Origin of the sequence: Streptomyces sp. NPDC001634, from assembly GCF_040298185.1 — a bacterium.
Taxonomy (GTDB): domain Bacteria; phylum Actinomycetota; class Actinomycetes; order Streptomycetales; family Streptomycetaceae; genus Streptomyces.
In genome coordinates this window covers 88,476-107,536 of the sequence record NZ_JBEOZU010000031.1, presented here as the reverse complement: position 1 = coordinate 107,536, position 19,061 = coordinate 88,476, and the positions used below count along the sequence as shown (strand labels likewise).

The 19,061-nt window shown below is 70.3% G+C and carries 13 protein-coding genes; 9 read left to right on the top strand and 4 right to left on the bottom strand.

Going from position 1 to position 19,061, the window contains the following annotated elements; translation table 11 throughout:
• Both ABT186_RS22190 and ABT186_RS22185 read right to left on the bottom strand, forming a co-directional pair.
• On the bottom strand, window positions 1–842 hold an 842-nt coding region (locus ABT186_RS22190), incomplete at its 3' end, for a phosphatase PAP2 family protein (protein WP_351926382.1).
• Between the two features lie 239 nt (window positions 843–1,081).
• Window positions 1,082–2,257 carry a glycosyltransferase family 39 protein gene (locus ABT186_RS22185; RefSeq protein WP_351237279.1) on the bottom strand — a complete coding sequence of 392 codons (1,176 nt, stop codon included), beginning with the start codon at window positions 2,255–2,257 and terminating at the stop codon, window positions 1,082–1,084.
• Window positions 2,258–2,517: 260 nt separating this feature from the next.
• Here ABT186_RS22185 and ABT186_RS22180 point away from each other — a divergent pair, with 260 nt between their 5' ends.
• Together ABT186_RS22180 and ABT186_RS22175 are read left to right on the top strand one after the other, a co-directional pair.
• Entirely contained in the window at window positions 2,518–4,143 is a 1,626-nt protein-coding gene (locus ABT186_RS22180; protein WP_351237277.1) for an MFS transporter, read from the top strand.
• 137 nt (window positions 4,144–4,280) lie between these two features.
• Window positions 4,281–5,471 carry an acyl-CoA dehydrogenase family protein gene (locus tag ABT186_RS22175; RefSeq protein WP_351926380.1) on the top strand — a complete coding sequence of 397 codons (1,191 nt, stop codon included), beginning with the start codon at window positions 4,281–4,283 and terminating at the stop codon, window positions 5,469–5,471.
• Between the two features lie 42 nt (window positions 5,472–5,513).
• Here the strand turns inward: ABT186_RS22175 and ABT186_RS22170 are convergent, their stop codons facing one another.
• Complete coding sequence (locus tag ABT186_RS22170) at window positions 5,514–5,951, bottom strand: cell division protein SepF (RefSeq protein WP_351237273.1); 438 nt, start codon at window positions 5,949–5,951, stop codon at window positions 5,514–5,516.
• Between the two features lie 288 nt (window positions 5,952–6,239).
• On the opposite strand from ABT186_RS22170, the gene ABT186_RS22165 reads away from it, so the two are divergent.
• From ABT186_RS22165 to ABT186_RS22135, 7 genes are all read left to right on the top strand, one after another.
• Entirely contained in the window at window positions 6,240–7,403 is a 1,164-nt protein-coding gene (locus ABT186_RS22165; RefSeq protein WP_351926378.1) for a DUF5685 family protein, read from the top strand.
• A 202-nt stretch (window positions 7,404–7,605) separates the two neighbouring features.
• A complete protein-coding gene (locus tag ABT186_RS22160; protein WP_351230198.1) occupies window positions 7,606–9,480 on the top strand; it encodes a sensor histidine kinase in 1,875 nt (624 codons plus the stop codon).
• Between the two features lie 384 nt (window positions 9,481–9,864).
• A complete protein-coding gene (locus tag ABT186_RS22155) occupies window positions 9,865–11,703 on the top strand; it encodes an FAD/NAD(P)-binding protein (protein ID WP_351230196.1) in 1,839 nt (612 codons plus the stop codon).
• A gap of 113 nt (window positions 11,704–11,816) precedes the next feature.
• On the top strand, window positions 11,817–12,599 hold the full coding sequence (locus ABT186_RS22150) for a DUF1684 domain-containing protein (RefSeq protein WP_351230194.1): 783 nt from the start codon (window positions 11,817–11,819) through the stop codon (window positions 12,597–12,599).
• Between the two features lie 210 nt (window positions 12,600–12,809).
• Window positions 12,810–13,709 (top strand): S1 family peptidase, encoded by a 900-nt coding sequence (locus tag ABT186_RS22145; protein WP_351230192.1) that lies wholly within the window; start codon window positions 12,810–12,812, stop codon window positions 13,707–13,709.
• A 312-nt stretch (window positions 13,710–14,021) separates the two neighbouring features.
• Entirely contained in the window at window positions 14,022–14,936 is a 915-nt protein-coding gene (locus ABT186_RS22140) for a slipin family protein (RefSeq protein WP_351926376.1), read from the top strand.
• Between the two features lie 277 nt (window positions 14,937–15,213).
• Window positions 15,214–16,293 (top strand): S1 family peptidase, encoded by a 1,080-nt coding sequence (locus ABT186_RS22135; RefSeq protein WP_502973285.1) that lies wholly within the window; start codon window positions 15,214–15,216, stop codon window positions 16,291–16,293.
• Window positions 16,294–16,407: 114 nt separating this feature from the next.
• Here the strand turns inward: ABT186_RS22135 and ABT186_RS22130 are convergent, their stop codons facing one another.
• Window positions 16,408–18,798 (bottom strand): ATP-binding cassette domain-containing protein, encoded by a 2,391-nt coding sequence (locus tag ABT186_RS22130; RefSeq protein ID WP_351926374.1) that lies wholly within the window; start codon window positions 18,796–18,798, stop codon window positions 16,408–16,410.
• Window positions 18,799–19,061 lie beyond the last annotated feature (263 nt).

Genomic DNA, 19,061 nt, shown 5'->3' with positions numbered 1-19,061 from the left:
GGCGCCTGCCCGTCCACGACCGCGCGCGCCGCCGCGACGGCCGTGGACACGCCCACGGGGGCCGGAACGGGCACCGGGACGGCACGGCGGCTGCGCCGACGGTCCCGCACCGCGAGGATGGCCGTCTCGGCACGGGCGATCAGCGGCTCGAACCAGGGCAGCGCCAGCAGGATCAGCAGACCCGCGGCCCAGCCGAGGAGCACGTCGCTCAGCCAGTGCGTACCGAGGTAGACCGTGGTCAGGCCGACGCCCAGGGAGGTGACCGCGGAGAGCGCGGACAACCAGCGTCTGGCTCGCGGCGTCGAGGCCAGATAGGCCAGGATGCCCCAGGTCACCACGGCGTTCGCGGTGTGGCCCGAAGGGAATATATCGCCGCCGCGCCACATCTCGTTCGAGCCGATGACGGTCGCGTAGTGCGGTCCCAGACGCCCCATGCCGTACTTGGCGGCACCGACCGTGATGTTCAGCAGGAGCAGTGCCGCGCCCAGCGTGAGCAGCGGGCGCAGGGTGTGCTGTCGCCAGGAGCGCCAGCCGAGCCAGGCCGCGACCATCACCGCGGTGGGGCCGCGCTGACCCAGCACCACGTAGTAGTCGAGGAACGCATGGATCTGCGGCCACTGCTGGTAGGGCCGGAAGAACATGACCTGCCAGTCGAGCCGGACCAGCCAGGAGGAGACGACGACGGCCCAGATGATCGCCACGTAGAAGGCCAGGGTTCCCGAGAAGAGAACCACTCGGTGTCGACTCATCCTGGGCACGTCAATATAAGCCGGTCGTCCCGGCTCACGGTCCAACCGGGCGAAGACCCGGTCCAGACGGCTCAGCTTCCGTTCGGTACGCACTCAATCGACGTTACAGCGAGTGAGCTCCGGTCCCACCCGAATCACTGGGTTTGTGATGACGATGTGATGTGGGATTCCTCTCAACAGGACGTTTATTTCTGCGGATTCCGCAATCGCATCGCCGCTCGGCCGTCAATTCCATTGATCATCGGGCGTCTTGGTTTTATGGCCATTGTCTATTCGTTCACCGAATGCTGGGGCGGAATTCCCCGGTCGCTCACCGCCCGTGGCGGAGTGGATCATGGCGGACCGGAGCCGTTCAGCCAGAACGCTCCGTAGAGGGCCGATGCCGCTGCGACACCACCGAGGACCGCGGCCGACCTGGACGGACGAGCCCCCGCCAGCGCCCGGGCGAGGGGCAGCAGCAGGGGAAAGGCGGGCAGCAGAAGGCGCGGCTTCGAGCCGAAGTAGCTCGACGCGCACAGGGCGAGCGCGGTGACGACACCCGCGTACACGAGCAACGGCAGCGGCTGGCCCTGCCGTACGCACGCCACATACAGCCGGACGATCAGCGCGACCCCGACGATCAGAGCCGCACCGGCCAGGGCCGAGGGGAAGGACGTGAACTTGTCGGCGATGAATCGGGCGAAGGCGTAACCCCCGTCGAAGCCGTTGCGCCAGCCGGCCTGGACGTCGAGATAGCCGAGGGGCCCCTTGCCGGTGTGATGTCCGACCCACAGGACGTAACCGGCCGCGCCGACGGGGGCGAGGAGCATGCCGAGGGCCGGGCGGACGGGTGGCGCGCCGTCCGGCCCGGCTGTGCGCCGGTCCCGTACGTACGAGACGTACGAGGCGATGGCCGCCGCCCACACGGCCGCGACCACGGCCGCCCCCACCGGCCGGGTCAGACCCGCCAGTGAGGCGAGCATGCCCGCCGTCACCCAACGTCCCGTCAGGACCGCGTACAGCGACCAGGCGGCGAGCGCAGTGAACAGTGACTCGCTGTACGCCATCGACTGCACGATGCCGACCGGCAGCACCGCCCACAGCAGCACCGTGCGGACCCCGATCCGGTGCCCGTACACATGGTCCGCGACCGCGAAGATCCCCCAGGCCGCGGCGAGCGAGGCGAGCGTCGAGACGAGGAGACCCGCGTCGGCGTACGACAACGGGGTCAGCGCCGCTCCGAGCCGCTCCAGCCAGGGCAGCAGCGGGAAGAACGCGAGGTTCGAGTGCACGTCGCCGTTCGGGAGGCGGACCTCGTAGCCGTAGCCGAGCGCGGCGACGCGGGTGTACCAGAGCGAGTCCCAGCGGGCCGTCAGCAGGGTGTGCGGGCTCGTGCCGCGTGCCGAGCTCCACAGCCCGAGCGCCACGAGGCCCAGGGCACGGACGGCCGCGTAGCCCACCAGCGCGGGGGCGGCCCGGCGCACGGCGCCGGTGCGGGGTGGCGCCGGGCGCATTTCAAGATCGGTCACGCGCTCGATTATCGACGTCGTACGGAACCGGACGCCCTCTTCCGCCGTGGTGGACCGGGTGAGGAGTGGCGTATACCACACCCTCTCCCGTGAAAACGTGAGAGGTCCGCCACGTGATGGCCCCGGGAACTCGCGTACGCTGGCGGCTCGCTCGTTTCGTTGCGTGGGCCCCGGGAGTACCGCTCCTCCCGGCCGCCGTCGCGGGGAAGTCCCCACCCCGTGGATCCGCCGAAGCGAGGGAGCATCTGGGAGGTACGTACATGTCCGGGACGACCACGGCCGCCGTCGCGCTGCGCCGCCGGGCGGCCGGGGCCGGTGCCAACCGCTGGGTCGTCCTCGTCGTCCTCTGTGTGAGCCTGCTGCTGGTCGCGGTCGACGCCACCGTGCTGCACGTCGCGATGCCCGCGGTCAGCAAGGACCTCAAGCCCGGCGCGATAGAACTGCTCTGGATCGTCGACACCTATCCGCTCGTCTGCGCCTCGCTGTTGATCCTCTTCGGCACGCTGGGCGACCGGATCGGCCGCAGACGTGTCCTGCTGCTCGGATACGGGCTCTTCGGCGTCGCTTCCGGTGTCGCGGCCCTCGCCCAGGACGCGCAGGTGCTGATCGGGGCGCGAGCGCTGCTCGGCGTGGGCGGCGCGATGATCATGCCCGCGACGCTGTCCATCCTGCGTCAGGTCTTCCCCGACCGGCGCGAGCGGGCGCTGGCGATCGGCATCTGGAGTGCCGTGGCTGCGGTGGGCGCGGCCGTCGGGCCGCTGCTGGGCGGCTTCCTGCTGGAGCGCTTCTGGTGGGGTTCGGTCTTCCTGGTCAACATCCCGCTGATGCTGGTCAGCCTGCCGGTCGGACGGCTGCTGCTGCCGGAGTCGAAGGGCGAGCGCGACGGCCCCTGGGACGTGGTCGGGGCGCTCATGGCGGCGGTCGGCCTCTTCGGGGCGGTCCTGGGGGTGAAGCGGCTCGGCGGCGGGGAGCCGCCACTGAGCCCGTACACCGTGCTGCCGCTGCTCGTGGGCGCGGGCCTGCTCGTCGCCTTCGTACGCCGTCAGCGCCGCCGTGTGCACCCGCTGGTGGATCTGCGGATGTTCGCGCGCCCGGCGTTCAGCACGTCCGTCGGATGCATCGTGCTGGCGATGCTGGCGCTGGTCGGGCTCGAACTGATCGCGGCGCAGTACCTGCAGCTGGTGCTGCACCTCTCGCCACTGCAGACGGGGCTGCGGCTGCTGCCGCTGACGATCGCGGCGATGGCGGCGGGCCTGGTCGGCTCGAACATGCTGCACCGCTTCGGCCCGCGCCGGATGGTGGTGGCCGGCTTCTGCCTCACGGCCGTGTCGGTGCTCACGCTGACGGCGATGGGCGCTCACGACAACCCGGGGCTGCTGATGGCCGGTTTCGTCCTGCTGGGCTTCGGTCTGGAGACGACGCTCTTCGGGGCGTACGAGTCGATGCTGAGCGAGGCGCCGCAGGAGCAGGCCGGCGGGGCGGCGGCGATCGGCGAGACGTCCTACCAGCTGGGCGCGGGCATCGGGATCGCACTGCTGGGCAGCGTGATGAATGCGGCGTACGGGCCCCGCCTGTCGTCGGTGCCGGGGATTCCGGGGCCGGCGTCCAAGGCCGCCGGCCATTCGCTGGGAGAGGCGTACGAGGTGGCGGACCGCCTGGGTGGCGCGCGGGGCGAGGCCCTGCGGCGCGCGGCGCGCGACTCCTTCGTGCATGGACTGCATGTGACGCTGCTGGTCAGCGCGGGGCTGTTGCTGCTGGGCGCGGTGATGGCGGTGCGGTTGCCGCGTGTGATGCAGTGCGAGGCGCCTGCGGCGGGTCCGGCAGAGGCGGGTCCGGCACAGGTGCCTGCGCCCCGGGAGGTCGCGGAGTCCCGCGTCTCGGCGTGACCCGCGGCCGCCGACGGGTGAGCGGCCCTCGCGAGGCGAACCCGCACCTACTGGACGCACAGCGCAGCGCATCGTAGCGTCGGCCCCGTCCAGTCATGACTAGCACTGTTAGTTTTCAGTGTCACGGAGGCTGCCCCATGTCCGCGTCCCCGACCTTGCCGCCCTTCGATCCCGCCGACCCGCTCGGGATCGACGACCTGCTGGACGCCGAGGATCTCGCCGTCCGCGACACCGTGCGGACCTGGGCGGCGGACCGCGTGCTGCCGTACGTCGCCGAGTGGTACGAGAAGGGGGAGCTGCCCACGATCCGGGAGCTCGCCCGGGAGCTCGGCGGCATCGGCGCGCTCGGCATGTCGCTCAGCGGGTACGGGTGCGCCGGGGCCAGTGCCGTGCAGTACGGGCTCGCCTGCCTGGAGCTGGAGGCCGGCGACTCCGGAATCCGGTCCCTCGTCTCGGTACAGGGGTCCCTCGCCATGTACGCCATCCACCGCTTCGGAAGCGAGGAGCAGAAGCAGGAGTGGCTGCCCCGTATGGCCGCTGGTGAGGTCATCGGGTGCTTCGGGCTCACCGAGCCCGACCATGGCTCCGACCCCGCCTCGATGCGCACCTACGCCAAGCGTGACGGCGAGGACTGGGTTCTCAACGGCCGCAAGATGTGGATCACCAACGGGTCCGTCGCCGGTGTCGCCGTGGTGTGGGCGCGGACCGACGAGGGGATCCGAGGGTTCGTCGTTCCCGCCGGCAGCCCCGGCTTCTCCGCCCCCGAGATCAGGCACAAGTGGTCCCTGCGGGCCTCCGTCACCAGTGAACTCGTCCTCGACGACGTGCGGTTGCCCTCCGACGCCGTACTCCCGGGTGTCATCGGGCTCAAGGGGCCGCTCAGCTGTCTCTCCCACGCCCGGTACGGGATCGTGTGGGGAGCCATGGGTGCCGCCCGGTCGTGTTTCGAGGCCGCCGTCGAGTACGCGAAGACGCGGGAACAGTTCGGCAGGCCCATCGGCGGGTTCCAGCTCACCCAGGCCAAGCTCGCCGACATGGCGGTCGAACTGCACAAGGGGATTCTGCTCGCCCACCATCTGGGGCGGCGCATGGACGCGGGACGTCTGCGTCCCGAGCAGGTGAGCTTCGGCAAGCTCAACAACGTACGCGAGGCCATCGAGATCTGCCGCACCGCGCGCACGATCCTCGGCGCCAACGGGATCTCGCTCGAGTATCCCGTGATGCGGCACGCCACCAACCTGGAGTCGGTGCTCACCTACGAAGGCACCGTCGAGATGCACCAACTCGTACTGGGCAAGGCGTTCACCGGGCTCGACGCGTTCCGGTGACCCCGGTGCCCGAAGCGGGCAGGGCCGGTGAACGGCCCTGCCTCAGCTCTGGTTGAAGAAACCGTCCTGGTGCCGGCTCGCGGCGTCGCCGCTGACGATCTCCGTGTGCGCCGGGGTCAGCAGGAAGACCCGGTTGGAGACCCGGTCGATCGAGCCGCGCAGGCCGAAGATCAGACCGGCCGCGAAGTCCACCACGCGCTTGGCGTCGCCGGCCTCCATGTTCGTGAGGTTGATGATGACCGGGACGCCGTCCCGGAAGAGCTCGCCGATGACCCGGGCGTCCCGGAAGCTGTCCGGGGTGACCGTGCCGATCCGGCGGCCGGTCTCCTCCGCCGTGTCGGATGCGACCTGCACCCGCGGGTCGGTCACCCAGGCATCACCCTGCTCCTGACCCTCGGCGTAGTCGTCGTCGTAGTAGCGCTCGTCATCGTTGTCGTCGACGAGGCCCAACCAGGCACTCGCCTTGCGCACCGATCCCATGGACGCCTCCTCTCACAGCGGCCTTTCAAGTTTCCGCAACCCATGGTCGTCCATGATGCGGATGTAGCGCCAAGTGGATAGACGCCGCACGGGGGTTTCGTGACGGTACTGGTGCACAGCTAATACGTCGAGAGCCCGCGTCTCCCAAGGGTCTTACCGCACAGGGCTGCTGATTGAGAGTGAAATATGATTTGCGGCGGCGTACGGGTGACGGACGGTGCGTACGGGTGAACGGGGTGGCAGATACGATGCCGCAGCTCAACGACATACGAGGCACGGGGGAGTGTCGTGTTCGGAATAGTCCGGCCCTGCCGTCACCGGCTGAGCGAGGGCCTCAGAACCCAGTGGATGGCGCACCTGTGCGGGTTGTGTCTCGCACTGCGCGGAGACCACGGGCAGTTCGCCCGGATCGTCACGAACTATGACGGGCTGCTGATCTCCGTCCTGACGGAGGCTCAGGCGGAGCGGACCACCGGATGGCGGCGCACCGCCGGACCCTGTCCGCTGCGCGGTATGCGCACCGCCTCCGTCGCGCAGGGCGAGGGCTCGCGGCTCGCGGCCGCCGTCTCGCTGGTGCTGGCCTCCGCCAAGGTGCGCGACCACGTGGCCGACGGAGACGGGCTGTTGGCGCGCAGGCCGGTGGCGCTCGCGGCGCGCCGCGTCGCCGCGAGCTGGGGCCGGGCAGGTGCCCGTACCGGCTCCGTCGTCGGGTTCGACACCGCCGTGCTCGTGGACGCCGTGGACCGGCAGGTCGGCATCGAGGCACTCGCCGGACCGGGCACCCCGATCCTGACCGTCACCGAACCGACCGAGACCGCCACCGCCGCCGCGTTCGCGCACACGGCGGTCCTGGCCGGGCGCCCCGGCAACGCCGAGCCGCTCGCCGAGGCCGGCCGGCTCTACGGACGGCTCGCGCATCTGCTGGACGCCGTGGAGGACAGGGAGACCGACACCGCGTCGGGCGCCTGGAACCCGATCACGGCCACCGGGACCTCCCTGGAGGAGGCCCGCCGCCTCGCCGACGACGCGCTGCACGGGATACGGCTCGCGCTGCGCGAGGTCGAGTTCGAGGACGGCCGGCTCGCGCATGTCCTGCTCGCACACGAGCTGCGGCGCTCGGTGGACCGGGCCTTCGGCACGGAGTCCTGCGGGCATGCTCCCGAGGGCGCCTTCGGCCCACCGCCGCAGCTCGATGAGCCGCCGACCCCGCACAAGCGCGGCTTCCTGACGGGCTGCGCGGTCGCCGTCGGACTGTGCTGCACCTGCCAGGTGTGCTGCGCCGACGAGTTCGAAGGGCCCTGGTCGCGGAAGAAGCGCGAGGGGTGGTGCAACGACTGCGACTGCGATTGCGGCGACTGTGGCGACTGCGGCGATTGCTGTGACTGCTGCAACTGCTGCGGGAACTGTTGCTCCGGCTGCGACGGATGCGATTGCGACTGCGGCTGCAACTGAGGCACCGCGGACCGGCACCTGCACCTCGGTGAAAACCCGGTTTCCGCAACGTAAAACAAGAACATGATCTGGTGACCGGTGTGCCGTGGGGGTCGTTGGTCGAGGGCAGATGCATTTTCCGCCTCCTACCGACAACTCGTCCCCTTCATAAGGCACTTCAGTGGACGTCATTCCGACAACGCGACCCGGGCACAAGCCCGGTATGCGCGGCGGGACCGGACGCACGGCTCCCCGCACCATCCGCACCAGGCTGCTGAGGATCCTCGTCCTCGTCCTTGCGGTGCTGCTCGCCCTGCTCGGTGCGGTCGCCTCCGAGCAGATCTCGGCCTGCCGCAACGCGGCCGTCACCGCAGACCACGCCCGGCTCGAGATCACGCTCCAGAGGCTCGTCCACGAGCTGCAGAAGGAGCGCGGGCTGACCACCGGATACGTAGGCGGCGTACGGCAGTTCGGCGCCGGACTGCCCGCTCAGCGCAGGGCGACCGACACCGCCCGCGCGCGGCTCGACAGGGCGCTCAAGGGCTGCCACGACGTGGCCGCCGACTCGGTGCGCGAGTCCCTGGGACGGCTCGCCGGACTCACCGGGGTCCGCAGGCACGCCGACGACGGCACCGGCGTGGTCAAGGACACCTTCGACTACTTCACCACCACCATCACCACTCTCGGCCGGCTCGGTCTCGGCCTCGACGATGCGCACGACGGCCGCCTCCGCGCCGCATTCCAGGCGTTCCAGGTCCTCGGCAACGCCAAGGAGTTCACGGGCGAGGAGCGGGCCATCGTCCTCGGCTCGGTGCGCGCCGGACGGTTCCGCGGCGACGACTACAGCCGCTTCCTGCAGATCCGCGCGGGCCGTCTCGCCGCCCTGGAGAGCTTCCCGCGCGCGGCCACCGAAGCCCAGCAGCTGCGTCTGGACGCGGCGCTCACCACCCCCGACGCCGCACGCGCGCTCGCCTACGAGAGTGTCGTCGTGCACGGCGCAGGGCGGCTCACCTCGCGCGACGTCCCGCCCATGTCCTGGTGGGAGTCCATGACCTCCACCATCGACGGCCTGCGCGACGTACAGCTCTCGCTCGGCAAGGACGTCGAGACCCGTGCCACCGGGCTGGAGGGAGCCGCCCGGCGCGACCTGCTGCTGTTCATGCTGTTCGCGCTCGGCACCGTCGCCGCCCTCGGCCGCCTCGCCCTCGACTGCGTCCGTTCCGTCTACACGCCGCTCGCCGCGCTCGCCCAGCAGGCCCGGGAGGTGGCCGACAGGCGGCTGCCGCGGGCGGTCGCCGCGGTGCAGAGCGGCATTCCGGGCGAGCACCCGGGCCCGCCCGCATCGCTCTCCGTGCCCGACCGGGCCGGAGCGGAAGTCCTCGATGTCGCCGAGGCGTTCGACCGGGTTCAGCGTGCCGCCTTCGACCTCGCCACCGAACAGGCCGTGCTGCGCCGCAACCAGAACCTGGTCCGCCGGCAGATCGGCTTCACCGCCGAAAGGGAGCACGAGGACGCCGACCCGGCCACGCTCGCCGACGTCCTGCGCACCGCCCTCTCCGAGGTCCAGGAGTACCGGCGGGTCACCCTGCGGCGCATCGAGACGGCCCACATCACGGGCTCCGTCGTCGCCGAAGTCGCCCATCTGCTCGGCGAGCTGATCGAGAACGGGCTGAGCTTCTCGTCACCGGACTCGGAGGTGGAGATCGAGGGGCGGCACACCGGCGCCGGGTATCTGATGGCGATCGTCACCCACGGGCTCGGCATGGACGCCGAGGCGCTGGCAGAGGCGAACTTACGGCTGTCGGGGACCGCAGGCTTCATGGCCGGGCCCACCCGGTTCCTGGGTCACTTCGTGGTCGGCGTGCTCGCCCGCAGGTGCGGGATCGAGGTACGGCTCGGGGAGGCGCCCGGTGCCGCTGTGGTGGCGCGCGTGCTGATCCCGACGTCACTGCTCACGCAGACGCCCGCAGAGCGCAGGGTCCCGGAGCCCCCGGCGGAACCGGCTGCACCGAAGCCCGTGCTTCCGGCCCCGCGGACCGCCGTCGAGGACTGCGGTCTTCCAGGAGCAGAAGCGAATGAGCGCGAGATGACGAGATGAGGGGAGCGCGACGAGGGGAGACGAGCGCGTGTGAAGGCGTGGAACGCGTGTGAAGGCGTGGGAAACGTGAAAAGGGCCCCGCTGGATCAGGGCACGCAGGGGGTCGGCTCAACAGGAACAGGACCACACGCGACCGAAGTCGATGTGGGAGCGGGTGACCAGCCGCTGCTGTGGATGCATGCGCCAAGTGGAACAGGCATCCGCTTCCGCGTCAACCGACTTGAGACGCACGGCTCACAGTATGGACGGCCTTGACAGTGAGCGGAAACGGCCCCGTATCCTCGGGGGACGGCCCTGCTGAGGGGCTCGGCCGTACGGCGTTTTCGCGGCACCCCGTGTGAAGGCATCCATCGTGTTCGACTCGATGCATCACGGAGCCTTCGCATGTCCTCCGACACCCTCCCCCAACCGGCCGTGGCGGCCGAAGAAGCCGTAACCCCGCGCATCGTCCCCGGGCCGAGCACTTCACCACGCCCTTCGCTCGTGATCGTGGGGGCCGGGCCGAGGGGGACCGGGCTCCTGGAGCGGATCGCCGCCAACGCGCCCGAGTTGTATGCCGGTTCGGAGCTGGACGTCCACCTGGTGGACCCGTATCCCCCCGGCGGCGGACGCATCTGGCGCGAGGCGCAGTCACCGCTGCTGTGGATGAACTCGCACGCCGAGGACGTCACCATGTTCACCGACGAGACGGTGGTCATGGAGGGCCCGGTGCGTGAGGGCCCGACCCTGCACGAGTGGGCGGACATCGACGGCCGCGTCTTCGCCGGCCGGCAGCGGCAGGGCGCCTACATGCGCTGGGTGTACGAGCAGACGGTCGCGGCCCTGCCACCGGGCATCCGCGTCCACCACCATCCCCGCCTCGCCGTCCGGGTCGACGGCCCGCGCGACGGACGGCAGCGAGTCTGGCTGGAGGGACGGGCGGAGCCGCTCCTCGCCGATCTCGTCGTCCTCACGCTCGGCCACCTCGACGCCGAACTCGACGACGAACAGCGCGCGTTGGCGTCGTACGCACGCACCCACGGCCTGGTCCACCTGCCGCCCGACTTCACGGCCGACAGCGACCTGTCCACGCTGAAGCCGGGCGAGCCGGTTCTCGTCCGCGGTTTCGGACTCGCCTTCGTCGACCTCATGGTGCTGCTGACCGAGGGCCGCGGCGGGCGCTACGAGGGCGACACATACGTCCCTTCCGGACGCGAGCCCGTCCTGTACGTCGGCTCCCGGCGCGGGGTCCCGTACCACTCCAAGATCGGCTACGACTGGACGGGCGACCGGCCGCCGCTGCCCCGGTTCTTCGGACCGGCCGAGGTCGACGCCCTGCTCGCCCGCGAGAAAGGCTTCGACTTCCGGCGGGACGCCTGGCCGTTGATCGAGAAGGAGCTGGGCTTCGCCCACTACCACCGGTTGTTCACCGCCCATCCCGAGCGCACCGCCATGACCTGGACGGACTTCGAGGAGAAGTACGCCCTGGGCGACGCGGCGTCGCTGTCGGGGCTGGTGGCCGCCGCCGTCCCCGACCCCGCCGACCGGCTCGACCTCACCACGCTCGACCATCCGCTGGACGGGGTGCGCCATCCGTCGTTCGACCAACTCCAGGACGGCCTGCGCGCGTACATCGAGGCCGATCTGACACGACGCCATGATCCCGCCCACAGCACGGACCTGGCCGTCTTCCTCGGGCTGCTGTCCGTCTACGGGCAGCTGGTGCGACTCGGGGACATCGGGTCCTGGTGGCACGGCTTCTTCAGCTATCTGGCGTCCGGGCCGCCCGGACCGCGGCTGCGGCAGATGCTCGCGCTCTCGCGTGCGGGCGTCCTCAAGTTCCTCGGCGCCGACCTGACCGTCACCGCCGCGGACGGGGTCTTCCGGGCGGGGAGTGCCACCGTGCCCGGCGCGAGCGTCGAGGCCCGCGCGCTCGTCGAGGCGCGGCTGCCGCACCCCACGGTCGAGCGCACCCGCGACCGGCTGCTGCGCGCGCTGTACGCCGACGGCGCCGCCGCCACCGCCGAAGGACTGCTCGCCGTGGACCCCGCCGACGGGCGCGTCCTGGACCGCTCCGGCTCCCCCCACCCACGGCGCTTCGCGCTCGGCCCGCACACCGATGCCCGGGGCTCCGGCGCATTCACCCGGCCCCGCACCGGCGGGCCCGCCTTCCGGCAGAACGACGCGGCGGCGCGGGCCGCGCTCACCCTCCTGCGCGATCCGATCTGTCGCGCCGCGGCCTGAGCACGACACCGTGCCGCCGCTGCAGGAGCGCGGCACCTTCCGCACGGAATACACGGGAACCACGCTGCGCTCGCACCTCGGGTTGCCCGACCTCGTATGGAAAGGTTGATCACATGACGACGGACGCATCCGACGAGTGGAAGCAGTGGCACGAGCGCCGCACCGAGCAGGTGTCGGAGCCCTACGGGCCGCTGGCACTGACCGGAACCCACTGGCTCGAGGACTATCCGGAGGGGCTACTTCCGGACATCCCCGGGCGCTGGACGGCCGATGATGACGGCGTGGTGCTGACGGCCACGGAGACAGACGGCCTGACCGTCGATGCGAAGCCCTTCACGGGTGAGATCCGGCTCGACGCCGACCCCGGACCCGTGATCGCGGCCCGTGTGGCGGTCGGTGAACGCCGCTTGGTCGTCCTGGTCCGCGAGGGCGTCTGGGGCGTGCGCGACTACGACCCCGCCGCCCCCGCACGCCGGGCTTTCCGGGGCATCGACGCCACGCCCCACGATCCCCGCTGGTCGGTCGAGGGACACTTCACCCCGTACGGCGAGGACCGCACCGTACGCGTCGAGAACGCCGACGGACGTCACCGCGGCCTCGGCCTCGGCGGCGTGCTCGCCTTCACCCTGGACGGGCAGGACCTCACGCTCCAGGTGTCGGTCGAGAGCGACGGCTCGCTGTGGGCCGTCTTCGCCGACGCCACCAGCGGGGACACCAGTTACCGGTTCCGGTTCCTGCGGCCGCCGGCGCCCGACGCCGAGGGACGCACCACGGTGGACTTCAATCGCGCGCTGCTGCCGCCGTGCGCTTTCGCGAGCCACTTCATCTGCCCGTTCCCGCCGCCGGGCAACACCCTGCACACCGCGATCGAGGCGGGGGAGCGCACCCTCCTTTAGAAGTTCCGCCAACTCCAGTAAGAAGTCGGCAAGTTGAACGCTGTACGGCCGAAAGGCACCCTTGCGCCCGTCGGTCGCGCCGCCGAATACTCCCCCACAGCGCTTGTCAGGGCCACGGCTTGTCCGGAATCCGGACAAGCCGCCCCTGGCTGCGCCTCACGGGCCCCAATCCCCACGTGGGCCCCCGACTTCCCTTGGAGGGAACGAAAAGTGAGGATCAAGCGCACCACCCCCACAAGCGGTATCGCGAGACGGACCCGGCTGATCGCCGTGGCCACCGGATTCGTGGCCGCCGCCGCGTTCGCCGTCCCCAACGCGAGCGCGAGCGACGCGCAGACCTTCAGCGCGAACCAGCTCACCAAGGCGAGCGACTCGGTGCTCAAGTCCGATGTCGCGGGCACCGCCTGGGCCGTCGACCCCAAGACGAACCGCGTCGTCGTCACCGTCGACAGCACGGTCTCCAAGGCCGGGATCTCGAAGATCAAGAAGGAGGCCGGAAGCAACGCCGGCGCCCTCACCATCAAGCACACCCCAGGCAGGTTCAACAAGCTGATCACCGGCGGCGACGCCATCTACGGCGGCCAGTACCGCTGCTCGCTCGGCTTCAACGTGCACAGCGGGAGCACCTACTACTTCCTGACCGCCGGTCACTGCGGCCAGGTCGCCTCCACCTGGTACTCCAACTCCAGCCACTCCACCGTGCTGGGCACGAACGTCAGCTACAGCTTCCCGGGCAACGACTACGCCCTGGTGCGCTACACCAACTCCTCCATCGCACACCCGAGCAAGGTCGGCAGCCAGACCATCAGCAGCGCGGCCACTCCGAGCGTGGGCACGACCGTCTACCGGCGCGGCTCCACCACCGGCACGCACAGCGGCCGGGTCACCGCCCTGAACGCCACCGTCAACTACGGCAGCGGCGACATCGTCTACGGCCTCATCCAGACCACGGTCTGCGCCGAGGGCGGCGACAGCGGCGGTCCGCTCTACGCGGGCAGCGTGGCCTACGGTCTGACCTCCGGCGGCAGCGGCGACTGCACCTCCGGCGGTACGACCTTCTTCCAGCCGGTCACCGAGGCGCTGAGCGCCTATGGCGTCAGCGTCGGCTGACGCTCCGGCCCCCGCACTGCAGCCGGCAGCAACGGCGAGTGAACCGAAGGGGTGTGCCTGTGTTGAGAGCGCTGGGGTCCCCCTGCTCGAAGAGCTCGGGGCAGCGCGGAGGCCCGAAGGGCTGAGCATGGCCTGCTCTCAACACAGGCTGTAGCGCCCGGAGGCGAACCGAGCCATGAAAACGAGCCCCCGTACGCATGTGGCGTGCGGGGGCTCGCCCTTGTTCGCCCGACCGAGTTACCGTCGGAGTACACGCGGTAAGTACGCGCGTACTCCCCTGAACACGCCCACTTCGGACCCTGGGGGGCCGACATGGTCGAGGAGCTGGTGGCGGCGGGAGTGACCCTCGCGTCCGCCGGGGCCGTCTATGCGATGGCGGCGGCCCGGGTCGTCAAACAGTACGAGCGGGGGGTGGTGTTCCGCCTGGGGCGGCTCAGGCCCGAGGTGCGCGGACCCGGGCTCACGATGGTCGTGCCCTTCGTCGACCGGCTCCGCAAGGTCAATATGCAGATCGTGACGATGCCGGTGCCCGCGCAGGAGGGCATCACCCGGGACAACGTCACGGTGCGCGTGGACGCCGTCGTCTACTTCAAGGTGACCTCGCCGGCCGAGGCGATCGTCCGGGTCGAGGACTACCGGTTCGCCGTCTCGCAGATGGCGCAGACCTCGCTGCGGTCCATCATCGGCAAGAGCGAGCTGGACGATCTGCTCTCCAACCGCGAAAAGCTCAACCAGGGGCTGGAGTTGATGATCGACAGCCCGGCCGTGGAGTGGGGCGTCACCATCGACCGCGTCGAGATCAAGGACGTGTCGCTGCCGGAGACCATGAAGCGGTCCATGGCCCGGCAGGCCGAGGCCGACCGGGAGCGGCGGGCCCGCGTCATCAACGCCGACGCGGAACTCCAGGCCTCCAAGAAGCTGGCGGAGGCGGCGCAGCAGATGTCCGAGACGCCCGCCGCGCTGCAACTGCGGTTGCTGCAGACCGTGGTGGCGGTCGCCGCCGAGAAGAACTCCACGCTCGTCCTGCCCTTCCCGGTGGAACTGCTGCGGTTCCTGGAGCGGGCGCAGCAGCCGGTGGCCGGGGTGCCCCAGCAGGCTCCGGCGGCGCCCCTGCAGCAGGCTCCGGTGGCGCCCCAAATGGCCGAGCAATCGGTGCAGGAGCAACTCCCGTCCGCCCCACCCGTCCTGGATCCTGATCCCGCTGAGGCGAAATCCGGACAGGACTAGACCTCGTGGGCCGCACAGGGATAACCCTCACGCGGCATTTGCAGCGGGAATCGAGTAGCGGATATCAGGGGCAGCCACGGCGCGGAGGGCGCACGCCTGTTGGCGTACGCGCGTCCTGAAGTCGACCTTGTGTGCTCCCTGCGGGCCTCGGAATAGTGGGCGCCGCACGGTGGGTACGAGCGTGGCTTCTGTGGTGCGCCGCCTCCGTGCCCCTACGCCTTCCGGCCGCGGCGGTCCCCACAACCCCTGCGGCCGACCCCCCACAGGAGGACGTGAGTTGAAGCACCGACGCATACCCAAGCGGCGGGCCGCCATGGCCGGCGCGGGCATCGCCGCGCTGATCGCCGCCGGCGTCACCTTCCAGAATGCGAACGCGAGCGAGGCCCCGAAGACCGAGGCCCCTCAGACCCTCTCGGTCACCGCGGCCGGAAAGCTCGCCTCGACGCTCGGCAAGGACCTGGGCGCCGACGCGGCCGGAACGTATTACGACGCGAAGACGAAGCAGCTCGTCGTCAACGTGCTCGACGAGGCGGCCGCGAAGACGGTCCGGACGGCCGGGGCGAGGGCCAGAGTCGTCCAGAACTCCCTGGCCGAGCTGGACGGCGCCCGCACCCTGCTCAAGAAGGACGCGACCATTCCCGGCACTTCCTGGGCGACCGACCCCAGGACCAACAAGGTCCTGGTCACGGCCGACAGGACCGTTTCGAAGGCCGAGTGGGCCAAGCTCTCCAAGGTGGTCGACGGGCTCGGCGGCAAGGCCGAACTCAAGCGCTCGAAGGGCGAGTTCAAGCCCTTCATCGCGGGCGGCGACGCCATCACCGGCTCCGGCGGGCGCTGCTCGCTCGGCTTCAACGTGGTCAAGGACGGCCGGCCGTACTTCATCACCGCCGGACACTGCACCCAGGCGATCTCCAGCTGGTCGGACTCCAGCGGCAACGTCATCGGCCAGAACGAGGAGTCCCACTTCCCGGGCACCGACTACGGCCTGGTCAAGTACACCGCCGATGTCGACCACCCGAGCGCCGTCGACCTCTACAACGGCTCCTCGCAGCAGATCACCAAGGCGGGCGACGCGACCGTCGGCGAGAAGGTGACCCGCAGCGGCTCGACGACCCAGGTGCACTCCGGCACGGTCACCGGTCTGAACGCCACGGTGAACTACTCGGAGGGCACGGTCAGCGGCCTCATCCAGACCGACGTCTGCGCCGAGCCGGGTGACAGCGGCGGCGCTCTCTTCGACGGCGACACCGCGATCGGCCTCACCTCGGGCGGCAGCGGCGACTGCACCTCGGGCGGCGAGACCTTCTTCCAGCCGGTCACCGCGGCGCTCTCGGCCTTCGGCGCCCAGATCGGCTGACCCTCCCGCCGACCCGACGGAGTCCCGCTCCCGCACCTTGGGAGCGGGACTTTCGTATGCGCCCGTGACGTCGTAGCCCTCTGTGCGCACGGACGATGTCCGTGCGGGTCTCGGTCAGGCGCCGATGTAGGCCCCGAGGTGTTCGCCGGTGAGGGTGGAACGGGCGGCGACGAGGTCGGCGGGGGTGCCCTCGAAGACGATCCTGCCGCCGTCGTGGCCCGCGCCGGGGCCGAGGTCGATGATCCAGTCGGCGTGTGCCATGACCGCCTGGTGGTGTTCGACGACGATGACCGACTTGCCGGAGTCGACGAGCCGGTCGAGCAGGCCGAGCAGATGCTCGACATCGGCGAGGTGCAGGCCGGCGGTCGGCTCGTCGAGGACGTAGACGCCGCCCTTGGCGGCCATGTGGGTGGCCAGCTTGAGCCGCTGCCGCTCACCGCCGGACAGTGTGGTGAGCGGCTGGCCGATGCTGAGGTAGCCGAGCCCGACGTCGGCCAGACGCTGCAGTATCCGATGGGCCGCGGGCGTGTGCGCCTCGCCCGCGCCGAAGAACTCCTCCGCCTCGGTCACCGACATCGCCAGCACCTCGCTGATGTCGCGGCCGCCGAGGTGGTACTCCAGCACCGACGCCTGGTACCGCTTGCCCTCGCAGTCCTCGCAGGTGGTGGCGACCCCGGCCATCATCGCCAGATCGGTGTAGACGACGCCGGCGCCGTTGCAGGTGGGGCAGGCGCCCTCGGAGTTGGCACTGAACAGCGCCGGCTTCACACCGCACGCCTTCGCGAACGCCTTGCGGATCGGGTCGAGCAGTCCGGTGTAGGTGGCCGGGTTGCTCCGCCGGGAGCCGCGGATCGCGCCCTGGTCCACCGACACCACGCCCGCGCCGGCGGGGATCGAGCCGTGCACCAGCGAGCTCTTGCCGGAGCCGGCGACGCCGGTGATGACGGTCAGCACCCCGAGCGGGATGTCGACGTCCACACCCTGCAGGTTGTGCATCGTCGCGGCGCGGATCTCGAGTGCTCCGGTGGGCGTGCGCACCGTCTCCTTGAGACAGGCCCGGTCGTCGAGGTGGCGGCCCGTGAGGGTGCCGGCGCTCCGCAGGCCCTCGATGGTGCCCTCGAAGCAGATGGTGCCGCCCGCCGTGCCTGCGCCGGGGCCGAGGTCGACGACGTGGTCGGCGATCGCGATCACCTCCGGCTTGTGCTCCACCACGAGGACCGTGTTGCCCTTGTCCCGCAGCCGCAGCAGCAGGCCGTTCATCCGCTGGATGTCATGGGGGTGCAGGCCGGTGGTGGGCTCGTCGAAGACGTAGGTGACGTCGGTGAGCGAGGAGCCGAGGTGACGGATCATCTTGACGCGCTGCGCCTCGCCGCCCGACAGCGTGCCCGCCGGCCGCTCCAGCGCGAGGTAGCCCAGGCCGATCTCCACGAACGAGTCGAGGGTGTGCTGCAGCTTGGCCAGCAGCGGCGCCACCGACGGCTCCCGAAGCCCCCGGACCCACGCGGCGAGGTCGCTGATCTGCATCGCGCAGGCGTCGGCGATGCTGACCCCCTCGATCTTCGACGACCGGGCCGCCTCGGTGAGCCGGGTGCCCTCGCAGTCGGGGCAGGTGGTGAAGGTGACCGCCCGGTCCACGAACTCCCGGATGTGCGGCTGCATCGCCCCCTTGTCCTTGGAGAGCATCGACTTCTCGATCCGCGGGATCAGACCCTCGTAGGTCATGTTGATGCCCGCGATCTTCATCCTGGTCGGCTCGCGGTGCAGGAAGTCGTGCAGCTCTCTCTTGGTGTAGTCGCGGATCGGCTTGTCCGGGTCGTAGAAGCCCGACTCGGTGTAGAGCCGGTAGTTCCAGCCGCCCGACTTGTAGCCGGGGACGGTGATCGCGCCCTCGTTGAGCGACTTGCTCTCGTCGAAGAGCTGGGCCAGGTCGAGATCGGTGACCGTGCCCCGGCCCTCGCAGCGCGGACACATGCCGCCGGTGATGCTGAAGCTGCGACGCTCCTTCACGGTCTGCCCGGCGCGCTCCAGGGTGACCGCACCCGCTCCACTGACCGAGGCGACGTTGAAGGAGAACGCCTTGGGCGAGCCGATGTGCGGCGTGCCGAGCCGGCTGAAGAGGATGCGCAGCATCGCATTGGCGTCCGTGGCGGTGCCGACCGTGGAGCGGGGGTCGCCCCCCATCCGCTGCTGATCGACGGTGATCACGGTCGTCAGCCCGTCCAGGACGTCGACCTCCGGCCGCGCCGGCGTGGGCATGAAACCCTGCACGAAGGCGCTGTAGGTCTCATTGATCAGCCGCTGCGACTCCGCGGCGATCGTGTCGAACACCAGCGAGCTCTTGCCCGATCCCGAGACACCGGTGAACACCGTCAGCCGACGCTTGGGGATCTCGATGCTCACGTCCTTGAGGTTGTTCTCACGTGCACCGTGCACACGGATCAGACCGTGGCTGTCGGCAACGTGCGGCACGGACGACTGCGTGCCCGTCCTCGTGGCCATGCTCATCGTGTCCCCATCTCTCGGTCCCCTGGCTCGATCCGATCAGTTTCAAACAGTACGTGTGGTTCTCGTTCGATCGGTGCGGCCGAAGCCTAGCCTCCGGACCGGCTTCCAGTTGTGTGTTTGCGCAGGTGGGGTGGACCACAACAGATGTCGCACTCTAGTTCGAAAGGTGGCTATGGTGGGGGCGGGAGAGATGGGAACGGGTGTTCGAGAGTTAGTGGCGCGATGCACGCCACGGGGGCGATTTCCCCCAACTGTTCCACCCG

What these genes read in the sequence shown, in the direction of transcription:
- ABT186_RS22180 (WP_351237277.1), top strand. Translation starts at nt 2,518, where the DNA reads ATGTCCGGGACGACCACGGCCGCCGTCGCGCTGCGCCGCCGGGCGGCC.
- ABT186_RS22175 (WP_351926380.1), top strand. Translation starts at nt 4,281, where the DNA reads ATGTCCGCGTCCCCGACCTTGCCGCCCTTCGATCCCGCCGACCCGCTC.
- ABT186_RS22170 (WP_351237273.1), bottom strand. Translation starts at nt 5,951, where the DNA reads ATGGGATCGGTGCGCAAGGCGAGTGCCTGGTTGGGCCTCGTCGACGAC.
- ABT186_RS22160 (WP_351230198.1), top strand. Translation starts at nt 7,606, where the DNA reads ATGCGCGGCGGGACCGGACGCACGGCTCCCCGCACCATCCGCACCAGG.
- ABT186_RS22155 (WP_351230196.1), top strand. Translation starts at nt 9,865, where the DNA reads ATGTCCTCCGACACCCTCCCCCAACCGGCCGTGGCGGCCGAAGAAGCC.
- ABT186_RS22150 (WP_351230194.1), top strand. Translation starts at nt 11,817, where the DNA reads ATGACGACGGACGCATCCGACGAGTGGAAGCAGTGGCACGAGCGCCGC.
- ABT186_RS22140 (WP_351926376.1), top strand. Translation starts at nt 14,022, where the DNA reads ATGGTCGAGGAGCTGGTGGCGGCGGGAGTGACCCTCGCGTCCGCCGGG.
- ABT186_RS22130 (WP_351926374.1), bottom strand. Translation starts at nt 18,798, where the DNA reads ATGAGCATGGCCACGAGGACGGGCACGCAGTCGTCCGTGCCGCACGTT.